Annotated in this window: 12 protein-coding genes; 4 read left to right on the top strand and 8 right to left on the bottom strand. The window is 56.6% G+C overall.

The window, feature by feature from the left end; all coding sequences use genetic code 11:
- Window positions 1-257: 257 nt before the first annotated feature.
- The 3 genes from HG15A2_RS18335 to HG15A2_RS18325 form a co-directional block, all read right to left on the bottom strand.
- Complete coding sequence (locus tag HG15A2_RS18335; RefSeq protein WP_145062097.1) at window positions 258-821, bottom strand: QcrA and Rieske domain-containing protein; 564 nt, start codon at window positions 819-821, stop codon at window positions 258-260.
- Window positions 822-1,066: 245 nt separating this feature from the next.
- On the bottom strand, window positions 1,067-2,044 hold the full coding sequence (locus HG15A2_RS18330) for a DHH family phosphoesterase (protein WP_145062095.1): 978 nt from the start codon (window positions 2,042-2,044) through the stop codon (window positions 1,067-1,069).
- A 195-nt stretch (window positions 2,045-2,239) separates the two neighbouring features.
- Window positions 2,240-3,205: a bifunctional riboflavin kinase/FAD synthetase gene (locus HG15A2_RS18325; RefSeq protein ID WP_145062093.1), complete on the bottom strand. Its 966-nt coding sequence runs from the start codon at window positions 3,203-3,205 to the stop codon at window positions 2,240-2,242.
- A gap of 244 nt (window positions 3,206-3,449) precedes the next feature.
- On the opposite strand from HG15A2_RS18325, the gene HG15A2_RS18320 reads away from it, so the two are divergent.
- From HG15A2_RS18320 to HG15A2_RS18310, 3 genes are all read left to right on the top strand, one after another.
- Window positions 3,450-5,027, top strand: a complete 1,578-nt coding sequence (locus tag HG15A2_RS18320; RefSeq protein ID WP_218932075.1) for a Ppx/GppA phosphatase family protein — start codon at window positions 3,450-3,452, stop codon at window positions 5,025-5,027.
- Window positions 5,028-5,194: 167 nt separating this feature from the next.
- A complete protein-coding gene (locus HG15A2_RS18315; RefSeq protein WP_145062089.1) occupies window positions 5,195-7,030 on the top strand; it encodes a sulfurtransferase in 1,836 nt (611 codons plus the stop codon).
- Window positions 7,031-7,067: 37 nt separating this feature from the next.
- Window positions 7,068-7,631 (top strand): hypothetical protein, encoded by a 564-nt coding sequence (locus tag HG15A2_RS18310; RefSeq protein ID WP_145062087.1) that lies wholly within the window; start codon window positions 7,068-7,070, stop codon window positions 7,629-7,631.
- 33 nt (window positions 7,632-7,664) lie between these two features.
- Here the strand turns inward: HG15A2_RS18310 and HG15A2_RS18305 are convergent, their stop codons facing one another.
- Window positions 7,665-8,621 (bottom strand): alpha/beta hydrolase, encoded by a 957-nt coding sequence (locus tag HG15A2_RS18305; RefSeq protein ID WP_145062085.1) that lies wholly within the window; start codon window positions 8,619-8,621, stop codon window positions 7,665-7,667.
- Between the two features lie 338 nt (window positions 8,622-8,959).
- Between HG15A2_RS18305 and HG15A2_RS18300 the strand changes: the two genes are divergently transcribed.
- A complete protein-coding gene (locus tag HG15A2_RS18300) occupies window positions 8,960-10,948 on the top strand; it encodes a vWA domain-containing protein (RefSeq protein WP_145062083.1) in 1,989 nt (662 codons plus the stop codon).
- A 150-nt stretch (window positions 10,949-11,098) separates the two neighbouring features.
- Here HG15A2_RS18300 and HG15A2_RS18295 read toward each other — a convergent pair whose 3' ends face one another.
- The 4 genes from HG15A2_RS18295 to rny all read right to left on the bottom strand — a co-directional run bounded on the left by HG15A2_RS18295 (window position 11,099) and on the right by rny (window position 14,996).
- The gene (locus HG15A2_RS18295) at window positions 11,099-11,758 is read right to left on the bottom strand and encodes a hypothetical protein (protein ID WP_145062078.1); all 660 of its coding nucleotides are present in this window, start codon (window positions 11,756-11,758) and stop codon (window positions 11,099-11,101) included.
- A gap of 66 nt (window positions 11,759-11,824) precedes the next feature.
- Entirely contained in the window at window positions 11,825-12,253 is a 429-nt protein-coding gene (locus HG15A2_RS18290) for a DUF2752 domain-containing protein (RefSeq protein WP_218932074.1), read from the bottom strand.
- 123 nt (window positions 12,254-12,376) lie between these two features.
- Window positions 12,377-13,165 carry a TIGR00282 family metallophosphoesterase gene (locus tag HG15A2_RS18285; protein WP_145062074.1) on the bottom strand — a complete coding sequence of 263 codons (789 nt, stop codon included), beginning with the start codon at window positions 13,163-13,165 and terminating at the stop codon, window positions 12,377-12,379.
- Between the two features lie 199 nt (window positions 13,166-13,364).
- Complete coding sequence (rny, locus tag HG15A2_RS18280) at window positions 13,365-14,996, bottom strand: ribonuclease Y (protein ID WP_145062072.1); 1,632 nt, start codon at window positions 14,994-14,996, stop codon at window positions 13,365-13,367.
- Window positions 14,997-15,321: the final 325 nt, after the last annotated feature.

Genomic DNA, 15,321 nt, shown 5'->3' with positions numbered 1-15,321 from the left:
GGGCTGTCATCTTATTAACCACGGAGGCACGGAGGACACAGAGAATAATCTGAGTTGATTTGTTTCTCGCAAAGGCGCTAAGTCACAAAGAACTGTAGTCGAGGCACCAATCACAAAGGCAATGAAAGCTCTTGTTAAGTGGCACTATGGCATTACTGATTTTTCTCAAACTTATCCACGTAGCGCCTTTGTGAGAGGAAATTGGTGTCGAAAGTCCGTGCCCTACGTGCCTCCGTGGTTGATCCTATTCGTTGCAGCTAAGCCGTTGAATGCTTCTCCGCATGGCCGGTTTGGTAGTCGATGTATTCGACGTGAATTTCGGTGATCTCAATGTCGCCGTCGCCTGAAAGCTTCTTCAATTCGACCGGCAGCGTGTCCATGCCGCGGGGGGACACCTCTTCGTCGCCGCGTACTCGCGTGCCATCGAGATTGAACGAACTCGTATGGCACGGGCACTTGAATACGGTGTCGCCGGGGGTGTAGCCGACGAGACAGCCTGCGTGGGGGCACTTGGCGGTGAATGCGATAGGCTCTGCTTCTCCTGGGTTGCGTACTAAGTAAACGGCGCCGATGCGCTGTGCCTCGTAGCCCGTCCAGGCGTCTTGCCTATCGGCAACGACAGGGAACGAACGGGGCATGCCATCGTCGGGTACTTGGCTGAGCAGCGCGACGCGCACTTTAGGAGACTTCTTCGTCTTGAATAGCGGCGTCAAGAAAGAGGCAATGCCAACGCCCAACGGCGTAAGCACAGCCAGCGCACCGGCAACGATGGCAGCGATAGCGCTCCGCCGGTTGTTTTTCGGCTTTGTAGGGTCGGTCATATTGGTACTTCTCTTTGGAACCACAGAGGACACGGAGGTTCACAGAGTAATGAAATGGATGTGGAAAACGCCGATAGCGCGAATGTATACTGGCTAAGTTTCAGAGGACGAAATCGGGCTTCCAGGTAGGCATTGTTCTATAGCTACCTGAGCCCATTCGTAGAATACGCGTGCTCATTATTCTCTGTGAAACTCCGTGTCCTCTGTGGTTAATATTATTGTGGCCAAAGGTTTCGCGTTGACGATTATTCCATCCCGGCACGCAGGGCGTCAAGAACGGCGGTTTGGGCTTCTTCTCTTGGTCCTTGGTAAGTAATTCCGGCCGCGGCGCGGTGGCCGCCGCCGCCAAATTGTGCAGCAATGGCGCGCACATCGAAATCGCCGCGTGCTCGCAGACTGATCTTCGTCACCTCGGGTTCCAGTTCCACGAACAAGGCAGCCGCTTCCGTGCCGGCGACGGTGAGCTGCATGTTGATGGCATCCTCGGTGTCGGTAATTTGTGCGCCGGTCTCCTGAAAGTCCTGCCGAGAGACATACGTCCACATTAACCGCCCGTCGCATTCACTCTTTACGTGATCGAGGATTCTCCCACGCAAGTGCAGGCGGGCTAGGCTGTGCTGCTCGTAGAGTTTAGAGAAAGTATCCGGCGGGCTCGCACCAGCCGCAACTAATTTCGCCAGCGCCTTAAAGGCGGGCTCTTTGACGGAAGAAAACCTGAACCAACCTGTATCTGTGGCAATTGCTGCGAACAGTGGCGCGGCCATTTCGGGGGTAAGCTCGACGCCCAGTTCTTCGATCAATTCAAGAATCAGACGGCCTGTCGCTTCTGCATTGGAATCTTTGAACACCTGCGCGTTGAAGTCGTCCTCGCTAACGTGATGGTCGATCACCGCTCGCTCTCCAGCGAAGCCGCGCAATACGTCAGCCATCGGGCCTAGCTGACCCCACGCGCTGGTATCGACCACGATGAACACTTGATGTTGGCGGAGCGTTTCCAGCGGTACGTGATCAAGCTCCTGCACGCGGCCCTCGGGGTCCATGAAGGTGATGTGCTCTGGGACTTCATCTCCATTGACGATCTGCGCGCGCTTGCCGAGGGCTTCTAGCGCAAGCGCCAGGCCCAATTCGCTACCAATCGCATCGCAATCCGCGCGGCAGTGGCTAGTGATGAGGAAAGATTCGTTGGCGTTGATGAGCTCAACGAGTGGTTGCCAGTTGATCATGGGTGGATGTTCTGTTGTTGGGATGCGGCGAATCCGCAAGCGTAGTTCTCGTCCCCACGCTCCTGCGTGGGGACGGTATTGATTAACGCTCCTGCGTCATGAACTCGAAAATTGGTTGCGTGTCTCCAGGGTTCAGCGTCGCCGGAGCGGCTGGATAGTCCGTTACCACGCGGGAGCGTGGGAACGAGTTTGACGTTACGCTTGCGGTTTCGCCGCGATGACGACCTCTCTGGTTTGTTCAATGTCTTTTTTCAATTGCTCGACCAGCGCCTCTTGCGAGTCAAATCTTTCGATGGGTCGCAAACGCTTCAGGAATTCCACTTCCATTGGTTTTCCATAAAGGGCGTCGTTGTGGTCGAGCAAATGAACTTCTGTTTTAGTTTGTGATTCGCCGAAGGTGGGGTTCGGGCCGAGGTTCACCGCGGCGGCGTGCCACGAAGGACGATTGGCGTTCTGGCCACTACCATTCTCCACACGTGCCCGGCCGGCGTATACGCCTTGGGCAGGGACGAGCGTGTCGATTGCTTCGAGGTTAGCCGTCGGGAAGCCGAGCTTCGCGCCCCGCCCTGCCCCGTGGGTGACCATGCCGCGGATACGGTAGGGCGCGTCGAGTAAACGGGTAGCAGCGGCAACTTGGCCTTCAGTGATAAGGGCGCGAATTCGTGAACTGGAGACCAACTCGCCCTCGTCTTCGACCGGCTCAACCACATCGAGTGACATGCCAGCCGCGGTGGTGAGCTCTCGTAGTTTGTCCGTGGTACCTTCGCGATTCTTACCGAAATAGAAATTCGGGCCCTCGACCATGGCCTTGGCGTCGAGCGCGTCAATCACGATTTTCTGGAAGAATTCGGCAGCCGATAGCGAGAGGAGTGCTTCGTCGGTCGGGTAGGCGACGATCTTGAACACACCTAGACCTGCCAGCAATTCCGCCTTTCGTGTCGTCCAAGTCAGCGGGGGCGGGCAATGTTCGGGTCGGAGGATCCGAACAGGATGCGGATCGAACGTAAACACGATTGGAGGTCCGCCGACTTCCTCAGCTCGGCGAAGTAGCTGATCTACAATGTGGCGATGTCCCAGATGTACGCCATCGAAGTTGCCAATCGCCACGGCTCCGCCACGGGCAGCGGCAGGAAGCTGTTCGAGTTGGCGAATGATTGGCACTGGCGTTTTTTCTAGGTTTCGAGAACGATGCGAAGAATCGATTATCCTGCGGTGGCGGCAAGAGGTCAACAACCGCCGCTTGCGGCTTAGCGGTGTCTCCCTTGCGTCGGATCGTAATGGTCGGGCAGCTAAGGGGCCAGCGGCACTAACGGCTGCATCTTCGCTCTGTTATTCTAGAAGAGGCGAATTGATTTGCACGCATGGAAGCCCCGAACCCATTGAACTAGCTTACGCTAGATACAGGATGACTGAGAAAACCCAAAACTTGAATGAGCCGGCGTCTCGACTGGCGGCCTTTGATATCGGCAGTAATAGCCTTCGCCTCGTTGTGGCAGAGGCTCTGCCGGATGGGCGATACCGCATTTTGGATGAAGAACGCGAATCCACCCGACTGGGCAGTGCGCTGGCCTCTTCGGGGAAGATCGACGAGGAATCAATCACTGCCTCGCTGACCGCGCTGCGCCGTTTCCAGTCCATTGCCGAAGGGTTGGGCGTCGATTGCCAGCGGGCGATCGCCACGTGTGCAGTGCGCGAAGCGAAGAACGGTGCGGAATTTGTAGAGCGGGTGCGCACGGAACTGGGCCTTAATATCGAAGTCATCAGCTCCGAAAAGGAAGCCCACTTCGCATTTCAAAGCGTGCGGCGGCGGTTCGACCTTACTGGCAGGAATACACTACTGGCAGACATCGGGGGTGGCAGCACGGAACTGGTGCTCGCCTCGGGCGATCTGATTGAGGCGATTTATGGCACCCGCTTAGGCGCGGTGCGACTGGCCGAGAAATTCGGTGGCGGCCAGGCCTTGGCGGGTGACGATTTCAAGAAGATGCTCAGTTGGATCGATCGCGAGTTGAAGGAATCTACCGAGAAGCCAAACGTGCCGCTGCATATGCTGATCGGCTCGGGGGGGACCTTCACGAATCTCGCCGGCATGGTCATGGCGAGTAAAGGACTCGGAGAGTTGCCTGCGTCCGGATATCAATTGGCACGAGCCGACGTGCGGCATCTCGTGGAACGTCTTCGCAAGATGACGCCCAAGGAGCGCCGCGAGGTACCCGGACTCAATCCCGATCGCGTGGATATCATCGTGCCGGGCATCGCCGTGGTGGATCGGATCATGCGCCGCTTCAAGGTGAACTTGCTCCAAGTCCATGAATACGGCGTACGCGACGGACTGTTGCTGACGATGATTGAATCGATGCAAGGCCCTGCCAGCACAGCTCCGCCTAACTGCGATGCACAACTCGACCGCTTTGCGGAAGCTTGCGGCGTGAACATGCCGCACTCGAAGCATGTGGCAAAACTTGCGGTGCAGATTTACCAAGGCTTGGCGAAGTTATTCGACATCGACGAGAAGGACTTCCCGCTACTGGAAGCCGCCAGCCGCCTGCAGGATGTGGGCTACTTGATCAGCTATGAAAAACATCACAAGCATTCGTACCATTTGATCTTGCACAGCCGGATGGAAGTGTTCAATCCGCAGAATTTGCAGATCGTGGCAAACGTGGCGCGATATCATCGCGGTGCGCAACCGAAAACCAAGCACCGCAATTTCCGCATGCTCGACGAAGCCCAGCGCCTGCGCGTACGGCAGATGTCGGCCGTATTGCGACTGGCTAGCGGGTTGGATCGTAGTCACAATCAAACGGTCGAGTCGGTGGGAATTCAGGGCACCAAAGGGCAAGTTGACTTGCTGGTGTCCGCGACCGAATACCCCGAGGTCAACTTGTGGGCCGCTCGCCGCCGTGCGGGGCCGTTTGAGAAAGTTTTTGATACCGAGTTAAATGTCCAATGGGCCGGGCTAACCAAAACAGCGGAGGCATGAACTTGGCCACGGATGACTCGGGATCTGGCCTGTGCCGTGTTATTCCGATAGGCGTTGAACGGCTGAGGGACTGGGCATGAATTGCGTGTTTGGTTTGCCAGCTCAACGAGATTTAGAACTAGATTTCCCCGGTGCCGAGACACCTGTCGAAATGACCGGTAAAGCTAATGACTAACACACTTTCCACCATCGTGAACATCGCCGCGTACAAGTTCATTGCGCTGGACGAATTGCCGCGCCGTCGACGAGAGCTGAAGTCGCTATGCTCGCGGTTGAGTCTCAAGGGCACGATCTTGCTCAGCACGGAAGGGCTAAACCTATTTCTTGCTGGGTCACGGGGGTCGATAGATGAGTTTCTCGTCGAAGTGCGAAGCGATCCGGCGTTCGCTGATTTGAAAACCAAAGACAGTTATAGCGATCGTCAGCCATTCAATCGGTTGCTTGTGCGGCTGAAAAGGGAGATCATCGCGTTCGGTGTGGAGGGGATCGAACCTGCGAAGAACCCTTCGCCCAAGCTTTCTGCGAAGGAACTCAAGAAGTGGCTCGATGAGGGTCGCCCGCTGACGTTGCTCGACACGCGAAATGACTATGAAGTCCAACTGGGTACGTTCGAGAACGCCGTAGACCTAGACATCGATCACTTCCGCCATTTCCCCGAAGCAATCAAGCAACTGCCCCCGGAGACGCGAGAGCGGCCGGTGGTCATGTTTTGCACGGGCGGCATTCGCTGCGAAAAGGCGGGACCGCTGATGGAACGCGAAGGGTTCAAAGAAGTTTTCCAGCTCGATGGTGGAATCCTCAAGTACTTTGAGGAGTGCGGCGGCGATCACTACGACGGTGAGTGTTTCGTGTTCGACCAACGTGTGGCGCTCGACCCAAACCTCGAAGAAACCGCCACGACCCAGTGCTTCGCCTGCCAGGCACCTCTGAACGCAGCCGACCAACAAGCGGAAACTTATGTACTCGGAGAGCATTGCCCGCATTGCTACGAGGAGTTCCTGGCCAAACATCGGGCCACGATTGAGCAACGCCAAATGCAGTTGGCCGAATTCGCCAAGGTGCTACCCGGTAGCGTACCGTACGATCACATCCGGCCGCTGAATATCCCAAAGCGTTTCGACCAAGCTACCCTGCTGGATACTCTCGATGGGTTGCACCCGCATATGGGACGCGATCAGTGGAAAGATTTCTGTGAGCGAGGGTTCATTACTTTTGAGGATCACGAGAAACGCGAGCACCCGGTTGACCCCCAGCGGATTGTCCGTGCGGGACAGCGATACAATCGCCATGTGCCGGCGATGGTCGAGCCGGCAGTGAACGCGGACATTCGTATTCTGCACGAGGACGACGCTATCGTTGTGCTCAGCAAGCCAGCGCCGCTACCGATGCATTCCGGCGGGCGCTTCCATCGAAACACGGTTAATTTTTTTCTCGACGAAGTCTACGCACCGCAAAAATTACGGTTCGTGCATCGGTTGGATGCGAATACCACCGGCGTGGTGGTTTGCGCTCGTACGAAGGCGATTGCACGGAACTTGCAAGTGCAGTTTGAAGCGGGCACGGTTGAGAAGAGCTACCTTGTACGAGCGCAAGGACACATTGCAGAAGACCAGTTCACGTCGACCACATCGATAGGCCGCGATACGGTACAGGCCGGCTTGCGTTTGCCTGATCCAGACGGGCAACACGCACGGACGGAGTTCAAGGTGCTTGAACGCTGCGACGACGGTACCGGAAATCTAACCACGCTACTGGAGGCCAAGCCGATCACTGGTCGCACAAACCAAATTCGCATTCACCTTTGGGAACTGGGCCATCCGGTGTGCGGCGACCCGGGGTATCTTCCTGACAAGAAGTTAGGCAGGACACAGACTTTGGGTGTGGGCGAACCACCGTTGTGTTTGCACGCGGTAAGGTTGTCGTTTGTGCATCCAGAGACGGGCGAGCCGTTTTTGGCGGAAGCGAGTATGCCTGGGTGGAGTAATTCACAGCATGTGCCCTGACACACGTAAGTGGCCAACTATTTCGGGGTTGTTCCCAATGTGGCTCTTTCTGAGCGGCTGCTCCCCGAACAGTGCCAACGTGCGTCTTGAGGGTGATCGTCTGATTGCAACGAACCCTTGGACTACCACGTTAGTGTTCTTCTTAATTGGAGCGGCAATTATTACGGCAGGGCTGTTGCTAGGTTTGAAGGGCGGAAAAAAGGCACGCCGCGGTGCCGTGTTTATCAGTATCGTAGGATTGATTTGGTTGGCCCTAACTGGATTGTCTGTGCCTTTTGAGGAAAATTCGGTGGATAGCACTCAACTAATAATTGCAGAGGGACTGCTAGGACGTGGCGTCCATGCGGAGGTGCTTCTAGCCGACTTGCAAGAAATAGAAGTGTATAAAGCGAGAGTGTCCACGCGTAGTGGCGGCAGGAGAGGCGGTCGCCGCCGAGGGACGAGTATAGTAACGCTAGTTAAACTCTTGATGAAAGATGGAGAAACCGATTCACTACTCATGAGCGGCACACTGCGTGAACCATTACTTGGCCATTTTATGAAACAAGCAGAACGGCAGGGAGTGGTCATCAACGACCGCCGTGCTGAATTCGTGGAGTAATGAATCCCTGTAGTTCACAGGCAACATCGACCGCTACTGTAACTTACGATCAATCCAGGGGAAATCTTGGTTCACTAAGCGGCGTTCGATGAAGACATCGATGTCTACGAACAGTTTGAACTGTGGCTTCGTGAGCAGCTCAGACCCTTGCAACGACGTGTCGAGTTTGTCGTTGAAGTACAGTGTTTTCTTTTCGCGTATTTGATCGCGCGGCGGCTCGGGGTGGTAACGTTCGAGGTTCTTGTGAATGTTGCGTGCATCGCTTTTGAACTTCCCGTCTTCGTTGCCGTAAGCGACAAAGAAGGAAGCTCCCTCGCGCAAGCCGGGCTGGCGGATGGCGTCTTTCAGGGGCAAGCCTCGGAAGCTCCAGCGGGGGGAGATCAGCACGAGAGCTTTTACGTCTTGCCCTTGCTTGACGCGTGCCAGCGGCGGCATACTCCAGTCGCGGGCCGCCCAAATCGTCGCCACGTTGGCGCCCATGCCGGAACCGATGAGGCACAGCTTGTTGAGATTTAAGTCGTGAGCGTTGTTCTTCTCCACGAGAAACTTGCGCACCGCCTCCATGTCTTGCAGCACCATGGCGGCGTAGTCGCTCGTGCGGAAGTTGCTTCCGTCCAATTCCACCGTTGCGCCATTGCGGCCGATCGCGGTACGGCTATCGCCATGGCCGCGCAGATCGATTGTGACGACGGCACGTGAGTCGCGTTTCTGGCCATTCGGTAAAACGGGACTTTGCAGCAGGCGAGCGAAGTCCGCAAAGACGGCTCGGGATTCGTTCGCATCGTGAAGCATAATCACGGGCACGGCTTGCTCACCGACATCGCTGGGATAGTAGGTGCCTTTGATCTGCACCCCGTCCTTGGTAGTGAACGAAAGGTTCTCTGGCTCTGCGGCTGACTGAGCCCACAGGGAGGTTCCCGAGAGCAGCATGGCGGCGAAAGCGAACAGTACTGCAAGTGATGATGTGAACCGGGCACGGACCAGCGGCATAGCAAATCCTCAAAACTTGGGCTTTAAGTGATGGTCTTCGAGCGTCGTCCCTGAGCTTTTGACGCCCGTACTCAATCATACTGCCTCAATTATACTCCACCGTCAGGGGATGTGAGTGGCCTGGCTGGGAAAGCCGAATATACGAATTGTGGGAGGAGGGCTAGGGAGTCCAATTTGAACGGTATTCATACGGGTCTTTGAGCACTCCTGCGTCTGGAGAGGGTTTCCTTGCCCTATTGGCTCAGTTCGCACAGAATAGGAGTGGAACAGTTGTCGGGCATCCAAAGTCTGCTGCCCGGCTTAGGAAACACCTTACTGCAGCGTTTTCAGGTATCGAGATGGCAACGACCGCCAGTCAATCACCCGCTGACCAACTTCCCCCGGGCGAGCAATCGCTGCCGTTGTTCGATCGGGATGCGGTGGCCTGGGTTGCCAGTTTTGGGATGCATTTGTTGCTGCTTGGACTGTTGGCGCTCGCAACCTTGGCGCTACCCAGCACGCGAAAGGAGCTCGATCTCACTTACGAGCCTCTGGAGTTGGAGGAGGAAATTCTCACTGAAGAGTTTCTCTCTGCCGATGAGTCGACCGAGGAGATGGGTGCATTGAGCCAAGGGGGCGAAGCCTCGGCAATGGCGGCGGCGGCGATGTTCGCGGAAGAATCGCTCGTGCTGATCGAAACAGAAACCATGGAAGACGTGGGCGAATTGCCCGCGGTGGAACTGGAAACGCAAATTTTCCAAGGTCCTGAAGTGTCACTCGACCTGCCTACCCAGGGGGTGGGGAGCGTGGGGGCTACGGGTGCGGAGGGTGCGATCGATCGCATCACGCATGAGATCCTCACCTCTTTAGAGCAATCGCCGACCCTCGTGGTTTGGCTGTTCGACGAGTCGGGCAGCTTGAAGAAGGAACGCGAGAGGATCTCCAAGCGATTCGGTCGCATCTACGAAGAGCTAGGCGTTATCGAAGCGTCGAAGAATCCAGCATTCAAGAAACATGAAGACAAACCGCTGCTCACGGCGATCGTCGGTTTTGGTTCGCAACCGAAGTTGCTCACTGAGAAACCGACCGACGACTTGGCAGAAATCCAAGCAGCGGTGAAAGCCGTCAAGGAAGATGAGAACGAAACGAACAAAGGGCAAGAGAATGTCTTTCGCGCAGTCGCAACGGCTGCTGAGAAGTTCCGTGCCTATCGTACTGCCAGTCGTGGTAGCCGCAACGTGCTGTTTGTGGTTTTCACCGACGAAGCGGGTGACGATGTGAATTCCTTGGACGCGACGATCCGGGTTTGCCAACGCTCTTCAATCCCTGTGTATGTGGTCGGCCGCCCTGCCCCGTTCGGTCGGCAGACGGCGTACGTGAAGTACATCGACCCGGATCCCAACTACGACCAACGTCCGCAATGGGTACCCGTTTCTCTGGGGCCTGAATCGCTGATGCCAGAGCGGCTGAAACTCAACTTCGTGGGTCGCGGCAATGACGACGACCTGGTCGATTCCGGCTTCGGCCCCTATGCGCTCACGAGACTTTGCTACGACACAGGCGGGTTGTATTTTGCGGCTCATCCGAATCGTCGCGTGGGCAGCAAGATTCGCGCCGGCGAGATCGACAACTTGGCAGCGAGTATCACTGCTTTTTTCGATCCCGATCTCATGCGACGCTACCAGCCGGACTACGTTCCCGTGCAAGAATACCAACAACTTGTCATGAGTAACCGCGCGAAGCGGGCGTTAATCGAAGCGGCACAGATGTCTTGGACCTCGCCCATGGAATCCGTGCAACTGCGTTTCCCTAAACGGGATGAAGCCTCGCTGGCGCAATTATTAACCACTGCCCAGCGTTCCTCGGCGCTGCTGCAGCCGAAGATCGATCGTCTGTGCCAAACCCTATTGCTGGGCGAGTCGGATCGCAAGACTATCCGTGAGCCACGCTGGCAAGCCGGTTACGACTTAGCCGTGGGCCGAGCACTGGCCGTGCAGGTTCGCACTGCGGGCTACAACATGAAGCTTGCCGAGGCGAAGCAAGGAATGAAGTTCGAAACGGAGAAGAACAACGTGTGGACCTTGCGACCGGGAGACGACTTTGCGAGCAGCCGGCTGGAAAAGACGGCTGAGCAGGCCTATGAGTATCTGGATCGTGTGCAAGAAGAACACCCGGGCACACCCTGGGCGATGCTCGCCAAGGAAGAACTCAAGACGCCGCTGGGCTGGGACTGGGCTGAGTCTTATACGCCGATGCAAGAGCGGATGCAAAACGGCAACGCGAATCCACGCCCTCGACGAGAGATGATGCCGAAGCGTAAGCCGCGACGCGATCCACCACCGCTGTAAGACGCAGCGCCTAGGTCATTCCGATGGAGCCGAACGACTGAGGAATCGAGTTTCTGTTCTCAAGAAGTCTAACCTGTGCGCAAACCGGATTCTTCCGCCGTCCGGTATTTCTTGGTGGGAGGGCGGCTGTCGGAATGACAGTGGCATTATCTACTTATTCGCCACAGCATCCATCGCGAAGGTCGAGTTGGGGTTGTGATTGTAGAAATGTTCAGCGATCAGGTTCGAGACCACTTCCGTAAACTGTGCCTGGAAGTGTTGTACTGGCTTGTCAGCAGCCGGGATGCCGCTGTTCTTGGGGAACAGCACCTGCCCGAGCGGGTTCTCGTAGAGTAGCTTGCCGCGGTTTTTCATGTCGTAGACTGAAACTTTGATCTCGGCGTCGCCCTGGTAGAGGGTCTTGCCCTTGTAGAGGTCGTAGCTATCGATTTCTACGTACACTACGCGGCTAGCTTTGACGGCACGGCCTAGGTCTTGGAAGTTTTCCCAGTCTTGTTCGTCAACCCAATTGTCGACTTCCTGCTGGCTCACCACGTCGATCCCATCGACTTTCATTTGCAACAGACTGCTCACGCGGGCTCCGATGGCTCGGGCAGCGCCAGCGTGGCGGTACTCGTTGGAAGCAGGCGGCCGCACAAGCACGACAACGCGCTCGCCTTCAAGTTCGGTGCAAGCAGCATCCACGACGTTGCCACCCTGGAACACGTACATGCCGGTAGCGACCAGTTGGTGCAAGCAGCCGGTTGAGGCCACGCAAAGTACGGCCATCGCAGTGAGCAGTGTGGCGGGCAGTTGGTTGGAACGAGTCATGTCCTTATTCCTCGTGGCTTTCTAGCAGTGCTTCAGTTGATTTTTTTATTTCGGGGAGCTTCTATCTCAAGTGAGAAACGCGCGTCGGGCCCAGTCGAGCATGGTGATCGACATCACGATGGTTGCCGTGACGACGATGGCTCGCAACGTGGGTCGGCCAAACAACCACGCTCCACGCACGGCTGAAATCATCAGCCAGGGTGCAATCAAGCAGGCCATCAGGCAGAGCAGCGTTCCTCCTAAGTTGGTTCCAAGTGCAGCGACTAAGTTTCCATCAAGCGTCTGGGCCCAAGCTGTGGTCATGCCGCAGGCTGGACAAAGCCATCCAACGGTTGCTTGTACCCAACACCCCGCCAAGCCAAGCTGTTCGTGAGTTCCAAACCCGCGATCATCTGGCGTGAGACGGCTAGCGACCACAAGCAACACGGTAAGCAACACGCCAAGTGCAAGCGTTGCGAACCGTGCATCTTTCGAAAGCAGTTCACGACGCTTCAATTTGGAATATTCTTCGCCCATTTTCACTCAATGGCAGCGGACAGTAAGAAACGTCGCATGCGCGTGCAAGGTCAGATTGGCGAAGTTCAAAATGGTGCTAGCCCGCGAGCTATCGGACTTTCTTTAAGGCTTCTCTTCACGATAGCACAAGCGCTCGATCGCGATGGCAAGGCCCGTTTCAACGTCGATATCGACAATGGTGCCGTTGAGGCGCACGTCGTCGGTGGCTACGTCGAAGGGGGTGGGGTTCGAGGTGAGCGTGGTTTCGACAACGCGATCGATTCTCCGGCCGATGATACTTTCGTGCGGGCCGGTCATGCCCACGTCGCACTGGAAGGCGGTACCACCGGGCAAGATGCACTCATCCGCGGTGGGCACGTGGGTGTGTGTGCCGAGTACGGCGGACACGCGGCCGTCGAGGTAGCGGCCCATGATCTGGGCTTCGCTGGTCGCCTCGACATGGAAGTCGACGAAGCGCACTTTCACGTCGCTCGGCATGGCTGCTAGCACACGGTCGGCCGTGCGCCAGGGCGTATCGATCGGCTTCATGAAGAGTTGCCCCAGCAGGCAACAGATACCCACGATGGTGCCATCGGCCGCGGTGACGGTTGTCCATGTCCTACCAGCTGCTTCCTCGGGCAGATTCGCGGGGCGCACAATGTTCTCTTCCCGCTCTAGGACGGTGTAAATCTCCTTGCGGCGATAAACATGATCGCCCAGGGTAATTGCATCGACGCCCGCCTTAACGAGTTCCTTGTAGATCGCCGGGGTTAGTCCCGAACCGCCGGCAGAGTTTTCTGCGTTGGCGATTATTAGATCCAGGCTATGCTCCTCGCGCAGTTTGCCTACGGAATGTTTGACGATTTCTCGCCCAGGCTTGCCAACGATGTCGCCGATGAAAAGCAGTCGCATAGGTATCAATTCGGGTGGAGACCTGATTGATCTAAACCACGAAGGTCACAAAGAGCACAATGTGTAGGCATTGGAGTCAGCGAGGAAGAGACAACAATTAATTCTAGATACGAAATCCAAACCAGTGCGTCATGGGTGGCGATTTGGCTCTTCGTGTCCTTCGTGACCTTTGTGGCTAGATGATTTACGGTAACAATTTTTAATGAGCCGTTTCGGTGACGCGGGTTTCGCGGATGAGCGTGACTTTGATCTCGCCGGGGTACGTGAGTTGTGCTTCAAACGCTTGGGCAATGTCGCGGCAGATTTTAGCGGCTGACTCGTCGGTGGTGTCACGAGCACTGGCAATGACACGCACCTCGCGGCCTGCCTGGATGGCAAATGCTTGGCGCACACCGTCGAAGTTGCTGGCGATGGTTTCCAGCTCTTGCATACGTTTGATGTAGCGGTCGAGTGTTTCGCGACGTGCTCCGGGCCGCGAGGCGCTACAAGCATCGGCCGCGGCGCAAATCACCGTGTACGGCATGTCGGGGCGTAAGTCGTCGTGATGTCCTAGGGCGGCATGCACCACTTCGGGGCCTTCGCCAAATCGCTTCAGCAGGTCCGCACCGATCTTGGGATGCCCCCCTTCGAGATCGTGGTCGGCCGCTTTGCCGATATCGTGCAACAACCCGGCCCGGCGAGCCAGTTCGCCGTCCATGCCCATCTCTTCGGCGAGCATGCCAGTGATGAAGGCAACTTCGATCGAGTGCCGCAACACGTTTTGGCTATAGCTAGTGCGATACTTTAAGCGGCCGAGTAATTCCACCACGCGGGTGTGCAGGCCGAAGACTTGGGCTTCCTGCATGGCTTCTTCGCCATGCTTGCGAATTTCGCCATCGATCTCCTTTTCTGTCTCCGCCACGCACTCTTCAATGCGTGTGGGGTGGATTCGGCCATCGGCGATCAATTTGTTCAGCGAGATGCGTGCAATTTCACGACGCACGGGATCAAATGCGCTGACGATCACCACGCCCGGGGTGTCGTCGATGATGACATCCACGCCAGTGGCTTTTTCGAGAGCGCGAATGTTACGACCTTCGCGGCCGATGATGCGGCCCTTCATTTCGTCATTGGGAATATCGACCGTGCTGGTAGTCGATTCTGCTGTGTGAGAGGCCGCGAAGCGTTGAATCGATGTGATGAGCAGTTCCTTGCCCTTCGCCTGGCATTTCTCGGCGGCTTCCTTCTCGTATTTCATGATCAGCGCGCCTTGCTCGCGGACCAGCTCCTTTTCCAGTCGATCGAGCAGCCTTTTCTCCGCATCCTCCGGGTTTAAGCCGCTGAGCTGGTACATGGTCTGACGTTCGAGATCGAGCAGGTCGTCCAATTCCTTTTGGCGTTGCTCAGCGTCTTCGATTTTTTCGCTCAGACGGCGTTGATTGGTCTCGACCATCTTCTCTTGCTTCTGCAACTGCTCCTGACGATGCCCGATGCCGTCCTCTTGCTTGTCGAGCTTGCGCTCTCGCTCGTGAAGCACGCGGCGAGTCTCCTCGTTCTCTTTCTCTACGTTTGCTTTTTCCTGGAGAGCCATCTCGCGAGCTTCGATGGCAGCCTCTTTACGTCGAGAAGCTGCCTCGACCTCGGCGCGGCCAATGATTTGTTGGGCTTCCTTGTCGGCATCGCGCTTGCGAAGCCAATCGAGGCCCTTAAGGAACCCCATACTCAGCGCCCCAACAACGAGCAGTGTGAGCGCGAGCGGTATGCCCTCCAATGCCAAGGGAGGGGTGTATTGAGCTGCCGTTGGCAAGATGCCAACAGCCAGTAACCAAGGGGTGAGTGTTAACGAAGCCATGTTAGGGGCCTTTCCGAGTCGGTTTATTAGGGGCTATCGCAAACGCGTGGCAGGGACTCGCTGGAGCGGTTGTCCAGAGCGAGTTGGTGGCGCTCACGCAGAGGGCGTGCAGGCGCGGGGGGCAAAGAAATGACGTCGAGAAGCGTTTGACGTTTCAGCCAACCAGTGCTTGTAGCCCAGGGGCTACAACTTGCACGGTAGGTACACGACGCTCAAATACTATCTTTCCTGGCGCGCCGATGGGCGCACGACGCAGAGCGGTTCTACGTTGTCAGGATCGATAAAACTTCCTGTCGAGCACAGAGCCGGATTCCACACGCTCGAA

This window comes from Adhaeretor mobilis, assembly GCF_007741515.1.
Classification (GTDB): domain Bacteria; phylum Planctomycetota; class Planctomycetia; order Pirellulales; family Lacipirellulaceae; genus Adhaeretor; species Adhaeretor mobilis.
This window is presented reverse-complemented; position numbering and strand designations above follow the sequence as displayed.